This window comes from Microbacterium sp. PRF11, assembly GCF_031844085.1.
Classification (GTDB): Bacteria; Actinomycetota; Actinomycetes; order Actinomycetales; family Microbacteriaceae; genus Microbacterium.
In genome coordinates, this window is the sequence record NZ_JAUZUP010000001.1 from 301,945 (window position 1) to 314,469 (window position 12,525).

The 12,525-nt window shown below is 71.2% G+C and carries 15 protein-coding genes and 1 tRNA gene; 2 read left to right on the forward strand and 14 right to left on the reverse strand.

The window, feature by feature from the left end:
* Positions 1–112: 112 nt before the first annotated feature.
* The 10 genes from thrB to Q9R20_RS01540 all read right to left on the reverse strand — a co-directional run bounded on the left by thrB (position 113) and on the right by Q9R20_RS01540 (position 10,421).
* A complete protein-coding gene (gene thrB, locus Q9R20_RS01495; RefSeq protein WP_311247677.1) occupies positions 113–1,045 on the reverse strand; it encodes a homoserine kinase in 933 nt (310 codons plus the stop codon).
* Positions 1,042–2,124, reverse strand: a complete 1,083-nt coding sequence (thrC, locus tag Q9R20_RS01500; protein WP_311247678.1) for a threonine synthase — start codon at positions 2,122–2,124, stop codon at positions 1,042–1,044. Before thrC ends, thrB begins: the two co-directional genes overlap by 4 nt.
* A 1-nt stretch (position 2,125) precedes the next feature.
* The gene (locus Q9R20_RS01505) at positions 2,126–3,478 is read right to left on the reverse strand and encodes a homoserine dehydrogenase (protein ID WP_311247679.1); all 1,353 of its coding nucleotides are present in this window, start codon (positions 3,476–3,478) and stop codon (positions 2,126–2,128) included.
* Entirely contained in the window at positions 3,475–4,923 is a 1,449-nt protein-coding gene (gene lysA, locus Q9R20_RS01510) for a diaminopimelate decarboxylase (protein WP_311247680.1), read from the reverse strand. Before lysA ends, Q9R20_RS01505 begins: the two co-directional genes overlap by 4 nt.
* Positions 4,924–5,106: 183 nt before the next feature.
* Entirely contained in the window at positions 5,107–5,877 is a 771-nt protein-coding gene (locus tag Q9R20_RS01515) for a DUF2993 domain-containing protein (protein WP_311247681.1), read from the reverse strand.
* A 2-nt stretch (positions 5,878–5,879) separates the two neighbouring features.
* On the reverse strand, positions 5,880–7,544 hold the full coding sequence (gene argS / locus Q9R20_RS01520; RefSeq protein WP_311247682.1) for an arginine--tRNA ligase: 1,665 nt from the start codon (positions 7,542–7,544) through the stop codon (positions 5,880–5,882).
* Positions 7,545–7,606: 62 nt separating this feature from the next.
* Positions 7,607–8,410, reverse strand: coding sequence for a transglutaminase family protein (locus tag Q9R20_RS01525; protein ID WP_311247683.1), 804 nt, complete (start codon positions 8,408–8,410; stop codon positions 7,607–7,609).
* Positions 8,411–8,465: 55 nt separating this feature from the next.
* On the reverse strand, positions 8,466–8,990 hold the full coding sequence (locus Q9R20_RS01530; protein WP_311247684.1) for a hypothetical protein: 525 nt from the start codon (positions 8,988–8,990) through the stop codon (positions 8,466–8,468).
* Entirely contained in the window at positions 8,987–10,135 is a 1,149-nt protein-coding gene (locus tag Q9R20_RS01535; protein WP_311247685.1) for a serine/threonine-protein kinase, read from the reverse strand. Before Q9R20_RS01535 ends, Q9R20_RS01530 begins: the two co-directional genes overlap by 4 nt.
* Positions 10,136–10,166: 31 nt before the next feature.
* Positions 10,167–10,421 (reverse strand): DUF6458 family protein, encoded by a 255-nt coding sequence (locus tag Q9R20_RS01540; protein ID WP_295836307.1) that lies wholly within the window; start codon positions 10,419–10,421, stop codon positions 10,167–10,169.
* Positions 10,422–10,541: 120 nt separating this feature from the next.
* Here Q9R20_RS01540 and Q9R20_RS01545 point away from each other — a divergent pair, with 120 nt between their 5' ends.
* Positions 10,542–10,739: a DUF2188 domain-containing protein gene (locus Q9R20_RS01545; RefSeq protein WP_311247686.1), complete on the forward strand. Its 198-nt coding sequence runs from the start codon at positions 10,542–10,544 to the stop codon at positions 10,737–10,739.
* Positions 10,740–10,787: 48 nt separating this feature from the next.
* On the opposite strand, the gene Q9R20_RS01550 is transcribed toward Q9R20_RS01545, so the two are convergent.
* From Q9R20_RS01550 to Q9R20_RS01560, 3 genes are all read right to left on the reverse strand, one after another.
* Positions 10,788–10,863: transfer RNA gene (locus Q9R20_RS01550), tRNA-Arg, on the reverse strand.
* Between the two features lie 90 nt (positions 10,864–10,953).
* Positions 10,954–11,127, reverse strand: a complete 174-nt coding sequence (locus Q9R20_RS01555; protein ID WP_311247687.1) for a hypothetical protein — start codon at positions 11,125–11,127, stop codon at positions 10,954–10,956.
* A gap of 74 nt (positions 11,128–11,201) precedes the next feature.
* A complete protein-coding gene (locus tag Q9R20_RS01560; RefSeq protein WP_311247688.1) occupies positions 11,202–11,651 on the reverse strand; it encodes a hypothetical protein in 450 nt (149 codons plus the stop codon).
* 101 nt (positions 11,652–11,752) lie between these two features.
* Between Q9R20_RS01560 and Q9R20_RS01565 the strand changes: the two genes are divergently transcribed.
* Positions 11,753–12,148, forward strand: a complete 396-nt coding sequence (locus Q9R20_RS01565) for a DUF5684 domain-containing protein (RefSeq protein ID WP_311247689.1) — start codon at positions 11,753–11,755, stop codon at positions 12,146–12,148.
* 18 nt (positions 12,149–12,166) lie between these two features.
* On the opposite strand, the gene Q9R20_RS01570 is transcribed toward Q9R20_RS01565, so the two are convergent.
* On the reverse strand, positions 12,167–12,475 hold the full coding sequence (locus Q9R20_RS01570) for a hypothetical protein (protein WP_311247690.1): 309 nt from the start codon (positions 12,473–12,475) through the stop codon (positions 12,167–12,169).
* Positions 12,476–12,525: the final 50 nt, after the last annotated feature.

The window sequence follows — 12,525 nt, forward strand, 5'->3', positions numbered from 1 at the left end:
GCCGTGCAGAACGCAGACGAAGGACACCAGCGGTTCGGGAGACTGCAGCCGATACCGGGTTCGCGATGTGTTGCGGACTTCGCAGGTGGTGCAGAGGCTCAGATTCGCGAAGTTACGCGGAACCCTCTGCGTTTTTCACTGTACCACCCTTGACGTCGACGGCGAGCATGAGCGCCTGCCAAGGGGTGTCGACCACGGATGCCGTAAGATCTGCCGCCGCGAGTCGCTGCCCCGGCCCGTCGGCGAGCACCAGAACGCTCGGACCGGCACCGGAGACGACGGCCGCGAATCCCGCCGCGCGCAGCGAGCGCACCAGGAGATCGGTCTCGGGCATCGCCTGCGCGCGATAGTTCTGGTGCAGCTTGTCTTCGGTGGCCGCCATGAGCAGCTCGGGGCTCTGGGTCATGGCCGCGATCAGCAGGGCCGAGCGCGAGACATTGAACACCGCGTCCTCGCGCGGCACCTGCAGCGGCTGCAGGCTGCGGGCGACGGCCGTCGACATCGTGAAGCTCGGCACCAGGACGAGCGGAGAGACACCGCGGTGCACGATGAGCTGCTTGTGCTGCGGGCCCTCGGCATCCATCCACGCGATCGTCAGACCGCCGAACAGTCCCGGGGCGACGTTGTCGGGGTGCCCCTCCATCTCGGTGGCCAGGCGCAGCAGGTCGACGTCGCTGAAAGCGACCTCGCCCTCGAGCAGTCCCTTCGCGGCCAGGATGCCGGCGACCACCGCGGCCCCGGACGACCCCATGCCGCGCCCGTGCGGGATGACGTTGCGCGCGGTCAGTCGGAGGCCCGGGAGGGTGCGGCCGACCGAGGCGTAGGTGTGCGCCATGGCGCGTACGACGAGGTGCGTGTCGTCGCGGGGCACGTCGACGGCGCCCTCGCCCTCGACCTCGATCTCGAGGCGGTCGCCGTCGAGCTGCTCGACCTCGAGCTCGTCGTAGACGCTCAGCGCCAGGCCGAGGGTGTCGAATCCGGGCCCGAGGTTGGCGCTGGTGGCGGGGACGCGGACCGCGACCCGTCGACCGGGGCCTGAGCTCACGCGGTCACCGGCTGCAGGTCGAGCACGGAGGCGACCTCCGTCGTCGTGGCGTCGACGACCGTCGGCGAGACGTCCGTGCCGTCGGCGCGGCGCAGGGCCCACTGGGGGTCCTTCAGGCCGTGACCGGTGACGGTGAGCACGACCTTGGCCCCGGCGGGGACGACCCCGGCCTCGGCGCGCTCGAGCAGCCCCGCGACGCTGATCGCGGAGGCGGGCTCGACGAAGATCCCGACCTCGCCGGCGAGGATCTTCTGCGCCTCGAGGATGCCGGCGTCGTCGATCGCGCCGAAGTAGCCGTCGGTGGCGTCGCGCGCCTCGAGCGCCAGCTCCCACGAGGCGGGGTTGCCGATGCGGATCGCGCTGGCGATGGTCTCGGGCTGCTTGACGACCTCGCCGCGCACGAGCGGGGCGGAGCCGGCGGCCTGGAAGCCGAACATCCGGGGAACGCGCGTGGCGACGCCGCGCGCCGCCTCTTCGCGGTAGCCGCGCGAGTAGGCGGTGTAGTTGCCGGCGTTGCCGACCGGGATGACGTGGAAGTCGGGAGCGTCGCCCAGCACCTCGACGACCTCGTACGCGGCGGTCTTCTGCCCCTCGATGCGGTCGGGGTTGACCGAGTTGACGAGGTGTACCGGGTAGTGGTCGGCGAGCTCGCGCGCGATCTCGAGGCAGTCGTCGAAGTTGCCGCGGATCTGGATGAGACGGCCGTTGTGCGCCACCGCCTGGCTGAGCTTGCCCATCGCGATCTTGCCCTCCGGCACGAGCACCGCCGCGGTGATGCCGGCGTGCGCGGCGTAGGCCGCGGCCGAGGCCGAGGTGTTGCCGGTCGACGCGCAGATGACGGCCTTGGCGCCGTGCTCGACGGCGCGCGAGAGGGCGACGGTCATGCCGCGGTCCTTGAACGACCCGGTCGGGTTCATCCCCTCGTACTTGACCCACACGTCGGCGCCGGTACGACGCGACAGCGCGGGAGCGGGCAGCAGCGGCGTCCCGCCCTCGCCGAGGGTGACGACCGTGGAGGCGTCGGTGACGCCCAGTCGGTCGGCGTATTCGCGGAGGACTCCGCCCCAGAGGTGTGCCATGTCAGTTCCCTTCCACACGCAGCACGGAGACCACGCGCTCGACGACGCCGCTCGCGGCGAGACGCTCGACGGTCTCGCTCAAATCCTGCTCGCGGGCCTTGTGTGTTCCGATGACCAGCCGGGCGGAGCCCGCTCCGGTCGCTGAGCCTGTCGACGCGCCCGGTTCCTCGGCATCCGGGGCCGCCTCGATGACGGTCTGCTCGACGGTCGCGATCGACACGCGCCCCTCGCTCAGGATGCCGGCGACGGTGGCGAGCACGCCGGGCTTGTCGTCGACTTCGAGCGTGATCTGGTAGCGCGTGATCACGTGCCCGATCGGCACGGCCGGCAGGTTGGCACGCGTGGACTCGCCCACGCCCACTCCCCCGGCGATGTGCCGACGCGCGGCCGAGACGACGTCGCCCAGCACGGCCGAGGCGGTCTGCACGCCGCCCGCGCCCGCGCCGTAGAACATGAGGTCGCCCGCGGCCTCGGCCTGGACGAAGACGGCGTTGTTCGCGCCGTGGACACTCGCCAGCGGATGCGCGCGGTCGACGAGGGCCGGGTACACGCGCACCGAGATCGACTCGGCGCCGTCGTCGGCGGTGAGGCGCTCGCACACGGCGAGGAGCTTGATGACGTACCCGGCGTGACGGGCCGACTCGATCATCGCGGCGTCGACCGAGGTGATGCCCTCGCGGTGGACGGCGTCGAGCGGGACCGTGGTGTGGAAGGCGAGGCTCGCGAGGATCGCGGCCTTCTGCGCGGCGTCGTAGCCCTCGACATCGGCGGTGGGGTCGGCCTCGGCGTAGCCGAGGGCCTGCGCCTGCGCGAGGACGTCCGCGAAGTCGGCGCCCTCGGTGTCCATGCGGTCGAGGATGTAGTTCGTCGTGCCGTTGACGATGCCCATGATGCGCACCACCCGGTCGCCCGCGAGCGAGTCGCGCAGCGGGCGGATGATGGGGATCGCCCCCGCGGCGGCGGCTTCGTAGTAGACCTCGGCGCCAACCTGGTCGGCGGCCTCGAACACCTCGGAGCCGTGCGTGGCCAGGAGCGCCTTGTTGGCCGTGACGACGTCGGCGCCCGAGGCGATGGCGTGCAGCACCTGCGTGCGGGCGGGCTCGATGCCGCCCATGAGCTCGATGACGATGTCGCTTCCGACGATGAGCGTCTCGGCGTCGGTCGTGAACAGCTCGCGCGGCAGGTCGGCGTCGCGCTTGGCGTCGATGTCGCGGACGGCGATGCCGGCGAGCTCGAGCGTGGCGCCCGCGCGGTCGGCGAGCTCGGCTGCGTGCTTGAGGAGCAGGTCGGCGACCTGCGAGCCGACCGCGCCGGCGCCCAGGAGCGCCACGCGCAGTGTGCGGTAGTCGGTCATTCGGTGTCTCCGTCAGATGGTGCGGACGCGCCGCGGGACAGGGTCGAGTCGGATGCCGCGACCCCGACGTCGCGGGCGAGTAGGTCGTCGACCGTCTCACCGCGGACGATGACGCGCGCCGCGCCGTCGCGCACCGCGACGACGGGCGGGCGGGGTGTGTAGTTGTAGTTGCTCGCGAGCGAGAAGCAGTACGCCCCCGTCGCGGGCACGGCGAGGAGGTCGCCCGGGGTGATGTCGCCCGGAAGGTACTCAGCATCCACCACGATGTCTCCCGACTCGCAGTGGTGCCCCACGACGCGCGCCAGGGCGGGTGTCACGGCACTGGTGCGCGAAACGACCCGGGCCGAGAAGTCGGCGCCGTACAGCGCGGGGCGCGCGTTGTCGCTCATACCGCCGTCGACGCTGACGTAGGTGCGATCCAGACCCTCACCGGCGGCGACGGTCTTGACCGTGCCGACCTCGTACAGGGTGACCCCGGCCTGACCGACGATCGAGCGGCCGGGTTCGCAGGCGACATCGGGGAGGGGGATGCCACGGGCCGCGCACTCGTCGGCGATGGCGTCGAGGATGCCGTCGGCGATCGTCTCGATGGGCTGCGGGTCGTCGACCGAGGTGTAGGAGATGCCGAAGCCGCCGCCGACGTTCAGCAGCGGGATCTCTCCCCCGGCGAGCAGGTCGGCGTGCAGGTCGACCAGCCGCGAGGCCGACTCCCGGAAGCCCGAGGGGTCGAAGATCTGCGACCCGATGTGGGCGTGCAGACCGACGAAGCGCAGGCTCGGCAGCTGGCGGATGCGGGTCACGGCCTCGACGGCGCCCTCGAGCGAGAATCCGAACTTCTGGTCTTCGTGCGCGGTGGCGAGGAAGGCGTGGGTCTCGGCGTGGACGCCGGTGCGCACGCGCACCAGCACGGTCTGCACCGCTCCGCGGCGCTCGGCGATCGCCGCGAGGCGCTCGATCTCGATCGGGCTGTCGACAACGACCGAGCCGATACCGATGTCGACGGCTCGTTCGAGCTCCGCCACGCTCTTGTTGTTGCCGTGGAAACCCAGGCGCGCCGGCTCGGCGCCGCCGGCGAGCGCCACCTCGAGCTCTCCGCGTGTGCAGACGTCGACCGAGAGCCCCTCGGCGACAACCCAGCGCACGACCTCGGTGGACAGGAACGCCTTGCCCGCGTAGTACACGCGAGCCCGGATGCCGTGCCGTGCGGCCGCGGCTTCGAAGGCCTCCCGGGTGCGACGCGCGTGGGCGCGCACCTCGGCCTCGTCGAGCACGTACAGGGGCGTTCCGAAACGATCGCGCAGATCGAACACCGAGACGCCGCCGACTTCGACGGAGCCGTCGGCGACGCGGTGCGCCGAGGCGGGCCAGACGGAGGGGACGAGCTCGTTCGCTTCGGCCGGGGCGGTGAGCCACTCGGGCACGAGGGCGGAGTGCGAGACGGACACAGAGGGACCAATCGGGTTTTGCGGCGACGCGACGGCCGCGGATCACGGCTCCCACCCGCGCGGAGAGTCACGCGACGGGCAGTCCCAGCAGTCTAGGGCACCGCGTATGCCGCTCTTCTCCCGCGCCGGCCGCTCGGACGCCCCGGAAGCCGCCACGTACCGCTCCTCACGGCAGCAGGGCGCTCAGCCGCAGAAGCCGTTCTCCTGCTGTGCGGGATCGTTCAGGATGGCTCCGTCGATCGCGAACGACGCGACCACATCGCTGCCCTGGGCCGACGCCGAGGTGAGCGTGAGCGCACGCGGCAACTGGTCGGCGATGCAGACGCTGCGCGTCTCCAGCACGGCGTCGGCGAGCCCGCCGAGCTGGGAGCGCAGCGTGTCGGCGTCGACCTCGTTGCCGGCGAGGCGGAACGCCGAGGGTGTCAGGGTGAGCTGGCCGTCCGCGGCGCCGGGCGTGAGCGAGATGCCGACGGGGATCGGGATGCCGAGCACGGAGATGTCGGTCGACACGGACACGTCGGGGGCGGCGACCGTGAGGCCGTCGGCCGGGAACCCGTCGAGTCGGCCGAGCAGTTCGCGCAGCTGGGCCTCGTCGAGGCGCACCGTCGCGGTGCCGCCCGTCGCGGCGGACGCCCCGTCGATCGGCACACCCTGCATCTCGACGCGCACATCGCCGGTGAGCGGGCCGAGCGCGACGTCGTCGCTCGCGACCTGGACGTCGTCGAGACGGCCCGACACCAACTGCGGCAGGACGAGACCGGCGAGCTCCACGTCGACCGGCTGGTCGGCGGGGAGACCCACCTTCTCGACGACGAGGGTGCGCACCGTCCCGGTCACCACCGAGCGGGCGATGAACTCCGCCGCGACGACGAGGGCGGCCAGCAGCACCGCCAGCACCAGGAGCACCGCGATCCAGCGACCGGTGCGACGACGGGGGCGGGCGGCATCCGTCATGACTACATGCGCTCCGGGGCGCTCACGCCGAGCAGCGTCAGACCGTTGCGCAGCACCTGGCCGGTGGCGTCGTTGAGCCACAGGCGGGTGCGGTGCACCGGCTCGACCGGGGCGTCGCCGAGCGGGATGACGCGGCAGTTGTCGTACCAGCGGTGGTACAGGCCCGCGAGCTCCTCGAGGTAGCGCGCGACGCGGTGCGGCTCGCGCACCTCGGCGGCGTACGAGAGGATGCGCGGGAACTCCTGCAGCGCGCCCAGCAGCGCCGACTCCGTCTCGTGGTCGAGCAGCTCGGGGGCGAACTCCGAACGGTCGACCCCGGAGGCGTGCGCGTTGCGGGCGACGTTGTGCGTGCGGGCGTGGGCGTACTGCACGTAGAACACCGGGTTGTCGTTCGTGCGCTTCTGCAGAACGTCGAGATCGATGTCGAGGTTCGAGTCCGCCGAGCTGCGCGTGAGCGCGTAGCGGGCGGCATCCACGCCGACGATCTCCACGAGATCCTCGAGGGTCACCACGGTGCCGGCGCGCTTGGACATGCGCATCGGCTGGCCGTCGCGCACGAGGTTGACCATCTGACCGATGAGCACCTGGAGGTTGACGTTCGGCTCGTCGCCGAAGGCCGCGCACATCGCCATCAGGCGCTGGACGTAGCCGTGGTGATCGGCGCCGAGCATGATGATGCAGCGGTTGAAGCCGCGCTCGCGCTTGTCGAGGTAGTACGCCAGGTCGCCCGAGATGTAGGCGGGGTTCCCGTCGGACTTGATGATGACGCGGTCCTTGTCGTCGCCGAACTCCGTCGAGCGCAGCCAGGTCGCCCCGTCGGCCTCGAAGATGTGGCCGAGTTCGCGCAGCCGCGCGACGGCCCGGTCGACGGCCCCGGAGTCGTGCAGGTCGTTCTCGTGGAAGTACACGTCGAAGTCGACGCCGAACTCGTGCAGCGACTGCTTGATCTCGCCGAACATGAGCGTGACGCCCAGCTCGCGGAAGGCCTCCTGCTTGGCATCCGGATCGAGGGCGTCGATGTCACCGTCGTACTGGGCGACCACTCGCTGTGCGATGTCGCCGATGTACGCGCCGCCGTACCCGTCTTCGGGGGTCGGGTCGCCCTGGTGGGCGGCGACGAGGCTACGGGCGAAGCGGTCGATCTGCGCCCCGTGGTCGTTGAAGTAGTACTCGCGGGTGACCTTCGCGCCCTGCGAGGACAGGATGCGCGCGAGAGCGTCTCCGGCGGCGGCCCAGCGCGTGCCGCCGAGGTGGATCGGACCGGTGGGGTTGGCGCTGACGAACTCGAGGTTGATGACCTCGTCGGCGCGCGAGTCGTTCGTGCCGAACGCCGCCCCCTGGTCGACGATCGTCTTCGCCAGGGCACCGGCGGCAGCGGCATCCAGGCGGATGTTGATGAAGCCCGGACCGGCGACCTCGACGCTCGCGATGCCGTCGACGGCCTCGAGGCCCGCCGCGATCTCGCCGGCGAACTCGCGCGGGTTGACCCCGACCACCTTCGACAGCTTCAGCGCCGCGTTGGACGCCCAGTCGCCGTGGTCGCGGTTCTTCGGCCGCTCCAGAGGCAGATCGGCCGCGGTGAGCCCCTCGGACGAGCCCTCTCGTCGTGCCTCGGCGAGCGGAGCGATGACGGCGAGCAGGGCGGTGGAGAGGGCTGCGGGATCCATAACCCGTCAAGTCTAGGGCGAGCGAATGAGTGCCCCGTGTGCGCGGAGGGGACCGGGACGCCTCAGCCGATCTGCACCAGCGCCTCGTGGTCGTCGGCGCCGGACGGCACCTCGGCGTCGAGGACGGCGTCCACCCGCATGCGTTCGAGGCCGACGTATCCGCCGTGGTAGCTGAGGAACGCGCAGTCGGCGGCGTCGCGGCCGGTCGCGATGCGCACGAGCGAGCGGCGGTCGGCGAGCCGGGTCGCGTCGATGACGTACCAGGCGCCGTCGAGGTACGCCTCGGCGACGGCGTGGAAGTCCATCGGCTCCAGTCCCGGGGCGTAGCACGCCGCGTACCGCGCGGGCACGTCCATCGCCCGCAGCAGGGCGATCACCACGTGCGCATAGTCGCGGCAGACCCCCTGACCGGTCGTCAGGGTCGTCACGGCGCTGTCGGTGCCGAGGCTGAGGCCGGGCGTGTAGGTGACGGTGGATGCCACGAACGTCGACACCGCGGCCAACAGCTCCTCGCCCGCGAGCCCGCGGAACTGGCGTCGCGCCTGGGCGAACACCTCGTCGGACTGGCAGTACCGGCTCGGACGCAGGTAGGTGATGGTCTCGAGGTCGCCCGTGCGCGGGCGCGACGCGACTCCGTCCACAACGGCCTCGTAGCGAACGGCCAGCGGCCCCTGCTCGCCCGTGAGACGGTGCAGACGACTTCCGGAGGAGTCGATGATCTCGGTCGGCGTCCAGAGGCGATTGCCCTGCGCGAAGGAGAGTTTCTCGCTGACGAGGGGCACTCCTTGGGCGGCGGTGATCTGGAAGACGAGGTCGACGGACGCCCCCAGATCGAGGTCGAGTTCAGCGGTCACTCGGCGCGGCACCGGGCAATCCTCGCACGCTCCGGAGGGTGCGCGGCCCGCGGTGGTCGACCCGTCCTCAGCCGTCTTTCTTGCCCGGCCCGCCGGTGTCCTTCGGCGCGGGTGTCTTGTCGTCCTTCCCGCCCGGGCCCTTGTTCTCGGAGCCCTTGTCCGCGGGCCCCTTCTCGTCGTCGGCGCCGTCGTCCGTTCCCGTGTCGTCCGAGCCGCCCTGGGTGGGTTGCACCGTCTCGACGGGCGCGGTCGTCTCGACCGGTTCGGACGTCTGCACCGGCTCGGAGGTCTCCTCGGGAGCGGGCGTCGGAGCGAGCGAGGACAGGTCGGCGCGCACCGTGGCGATGCGGGAGAGGATGCCGTCGGCCTCCTCGGTCGTGATCTCGCCCGCGTCGCGCCGGGCGATCACGTCGGCCTCGAGCGCATCCAGGCTCGCCAGAGCGGCGGAGTAGTCGCCGGTCGATGCCTGGTCGGCGACGGTCCGCACGCTCTGCTGCCACGCGGTCGGCTCTGCGGCCGGAGGAGTGCACCCGGCGAGCGCGACGGCGAGCGCCACCGGCACGGCCAGGGCGGGAATCAAGCGGCGCATCACGGGCCCACCTCGTTCCACAGGTCGTCGACGTGCTGGTCGAGGGGCTGGGGCAGCGCGGGCAGACCCGGATCGGACGGGGTTGACCCTCCGCTGAGCGCGACCGCCGTCACCGCCCCGGTGGCCAGCACGAACGCGACGAGGGATGCCACGAGCACGGTGCGCCGCGACGGCCGTCGCCGGGATGGAGCGGCCGATCGCGGCGCGTCGGGCTGAGCCGGTCGATCGAAGATGCGCGTCGGCGCCGTCGCGCCGGGGAGGACCGCCGTCTCCGCGCCGGTGGGCGCCGCCGGGACGGTCACCCCCGAGAGGGTGCGGAGGGCGACGATGAGGGCCGTGGCATCCGGTCGCTCGCTCGGATTCAGGGCCGTCATCTTCTCGAGCACCTCCCGCCACGGACCGGGGATGTGCGCCGGGATCTCGGGAGCCGCGACCAGTCGCGCCGCCAGAGCCTCGTGCGGCGTCAGCCCGGTGAAGGGGCGCGACCCGGTGAGCGTCTCCAACAGGACGAGGCCGAGGGCGTAGACGTCGCTCGCGGGAGCGGCGGGCATGCCGCGCGCCTGCTCCGGGCTGAGGTAGGCGGCGGTGCCCACGACGGTGTCGGGGCGGGTGACCCGCGTCGCGCCGACCAACGAGGCGATGCCGAAATCGGCCAGCGTGGCACGCGGGGTCTCACCCGTGTGGGCGGCGGGTCGCAGCAGGATGTTGGACGGCTTGACGTCTCGGTGCACGATACCGCGCGCGTGGATGACGGCGAAGGCCTCGGCGATCTCCCGGCCGACCCGTGCGGTCTCGGGCCCGGTCATGCGCCCTCGGGCGATGCGGTCGGTGAGGGTCGGGCCCGAGATGAGCTCCATCGCCAGGTACGCGGGGTGCGCGTCGAGCTTGGCGTCGTAGAGCGTGACGAGCGAGGGATGCGACAGCGAGGCGAGCAGCCGGATCTCCGACCGCACGCGTGCGACGTCTGCGGGATCGGCGCCGTCGCCCTCGATGATCTTCAGCGCGAGGGTGCGCTCGAGCGCCGTGTCGACGGCTTCGTAGACACGCGAGTAGCCGCCTTGGCCGAGGAGCCGGCCGAGGCGGTAGCGCCCGTCGATCAGGCCGTCGACGGCAGGGTCGTAGGCGACGGTGGGTGTCGGTTCGCTCATGCTCTGCCTCCGGGGTGCACCCCCGTCGCAGTCAGACGAGGTCGTCGTTCGAGGAGCGCGTGGTGGACCGGGTGACCTGGGCGCCCCCGACTCCTTCGGTGCGGGTGACCGTGTCGGTTTGGCGACGACGGACGAGGAGGACCACGCCGATCAGGAAGACCACCACTCCCGCACCCATCATGATGTATCCGATCATGCTGAGGCTGACGTAGTCGTTGGGCAGGTTCACCGCGAAGGCGAGGATGGCGCCGATGACGAACAGCGCGATGCCGGCTCCGATGCTCATGAGAGACCCCTTTCGAGAGTGCCCCTCAGCATGCCAACCCGCTCCCCGTTCGGCGACACGTCTTGACAACGCCTGTCAAGACGGGTTCGGCGTACCGCTCCCGGGTGTGACATGGATGCCATGAGCGAGAACGACGTGACCACCCGATCCAACCGCGGCCAGTGGGAGAACGCGGTCGAGGGCCGCCCCGAGCTGTCGGCCAGCTTCTCGAGCCGTGAGGAGGCGATCGACCAGGGACGCGCCACCGCCGACGAACTCGGCTCGCGTCACATCGTCGAGGACGCCGAGCCGACCGGTGCCGTCACGGACGAGGACTGACCCGAGGAACGAGAATGGCCGCGATCGGCGATCGCGGCCATTCTCTGGTGGTGCCCCCGACAGGAATCGAACCTGCGACCTTTGGTACCGGAAACCAACGCTCTATCCCCTGAGCTACGGAGGCGGACCGGTCAAGGTTAGCATCGCGATGCGGCACACCCCGACCGGATGGACCGGCCCGACGGACGCCGGCGCCGAGTCTCTGGCATCCGGGTCATTCGTCGCCGATGACGCCGATCCCCGTGGCCTGGTGGTCGGCGTTCGGGTCGTCCTTGGCGGGCGCCTTGGACTCCTCGTCGACGTCGTTCTCCTGGCTGGGCTTGACCGTGGGGTCGTCGCCCAGGTCCTTCGCGTCGTCCGCCGGGGCAGAGTTCTGGGGGTCGCTCATGAGGGGTCCCTTCGTGAAGTGGAACCTCCAGCCTGGCAACCGGAGGCAGCCGGACGCAGCGGGTTGACGCGCGGCTATCGGCCGAACATGTTGCGCACGCGGCGCGAAACGGGCTGCGTGAGAATGACGCGACGGCCGTCCACGTCCACGGTCACGATGGACCCGCCGAACGCTCCCCCGGGCTCGGGGCGGGCGTCGCCGCGCACGTACGCCTCGGCCACGTCGACATAGACGGCCAGCAGCTGCGCGCTCTGGTCCTTCGACGATCTCTGATCGACCAACTGCGTACGGTGACCGGTATCGGTCTCGACCGAGAACCATCGCGAGCCGGGGGTCGACACGATCGCCCACCGATCGCCGCGTGAGAGGCGCGCCCACGCGGCTCCGTCGCGCAGCTCGGTGGTAACCGAGAGATCGGCCTGGGCGATGACGAGCACCTCGAGCATCGCGAGCGCCTCCGCCGCGGTGACGTAGTCGCCGCGGTCGGCGCCCAGCCCGCCCCACTCGAATCTGCGTTCGCTCATCTCGCCGCCTCTGCCGTCTTCCCCCGAGGGTAACCCCGCCCGTCGCGGTCGACGCCGATCCGCACGAATCCAGACGCGACGGACGGCCCTACGATGAGCGCATGCTGACCTCATCGCCCTCCTCGATCACCGAGCAGACGTCGCTCTTCGCCCTGAACGGGACGACGTCCCTCGTCGCCGTCGCCATGTACGTGCTGATGGTCGTCGCGCTCTGGCGCGTGTTCTCGAAGGCGGGCTATGCGGGGTGGCTCGCGATCATCCCCATCGTGAACGTGGTCTTCCTCACCAAGGTCGCGGGGTTCTCGGGCTGGCTCGCCCTGCTCTACCTCATCCCGATCGTCGGGTTCGTGTTCCACATCGTCGTCCAGCTGCGCGTGGGCCGGGCGTTCGGACACGGCTGGGTGTTCTCGATCTTCCTGCTCGCACTGTTCTACGTGATCGGCTATCTGATCATCGGTTTCAGCGACGACCGCTACCGGCTCGAGCGCGTGCGCTGATCGGGCGGCACGCAGCGTTCACGACGTGCGCAACCGCGCGTCGGGGTGCAGGCTGCGCAGCGGTACCGTGCCGTCGACGATGGCGCGCAGCGCCCGCACACTGACCTCGAGTTCGGCCGAGACCCGCTCGAGACCCGCCCCCGATGACACGGCCGCGCGCAGCGCCGTCTCGGCGGCGCGGGAGGCGTCATCGACGTCGGTCGCCGAGCTGCCGACGAAAGCCGCCAGACGGTGGGCCGCGTGACGGATGCTCGCACGCTGACGTTCGCGGCGGGCCTGGGTGTCGCCGGTGCCGACGTCGAGCAGATGGGTGCGGTCGGGTGACATGAATCCTCCACTCCGGGGGAAGTTCGCACTCGCGCGGCTTTCGCGAGCAC

Coding starts and splice junctions, on each gene's coding strand:
- thrC (WP_311247678.1), bottom strand. CDS start 2,124: ATGGCACACCTCTGGGGCGGAGTCCTCCGCGAATACGCCGACCGACTG.
- Q9R20_RS01505 (WP_311247679.1), bottom strand. CDS start 3,478: ATGACCGACTACCGCACACTGCGCGTGGCGCTCCTGGGCGCCGGCGCG.
- Q9R20_RS01515 (WP_311247681.1), bottom strand. CDS start 5,877: ATGACGGATGCCGCCCGCCCCCGTCGTCGCACCGGTCGCTGGATCGCG.
- argS (WP_311247682.1), bottom strand. CDS start 7,544: ATGGATCCCGCAGCCCTCTCCACCGCCCTGCTCGCCGTCATCGCTCCG.
- Q9R20_RS01535 (WP_311247685.1), bottom strand. CDS start 10,135: ATGAGCGAACCGACACCCACCGTCGCCTACGACCCTGCCGTCGACGGC.
- Q9R20_RS01540 (WP_295836307.1), bottom strand. CDS start 10,421: ATGAGCATCGGAGCCGGCATCGCGCTGTTCGTCATCGGCGCCATCCTC.
- Q9R20_RS01545 (WP_311247686.1), top strand. CDS start 10,542: ATGAGCGAGAACGACGTGACCACCCGATCCAACCGCGGCCAGTGGGAG.
- Q9R20_RS01555 (WP_311247687.1), bottom strand. CDS start 11,127: ATGAGCGACCCCCAGAACTCTGCCCCGGCGGACGACGCGAAGGACCTG.
- Q9R20_RS01560 (WP_311247688.1), bottom strand. CDS start 11,651: ATGAGCGAACGCAGATTCGAGTGGGGCGGGCTGGGCGCCGACCGCGGC.
- Q9R20_RS01565 (WP_311247689.1), top strand. CDS start 11,753: ATGCTGACCTCATCGCCCTCCTCGATCACCGAGCAGACGTCGCTCTTC.
- Q9R20_RS01570 (WP_311247690.1), bottom strand. CDS start 12,475: ATGTCACCCGACCGCACCCATCTGCTCGACGTCGGCACCGGCGACACC.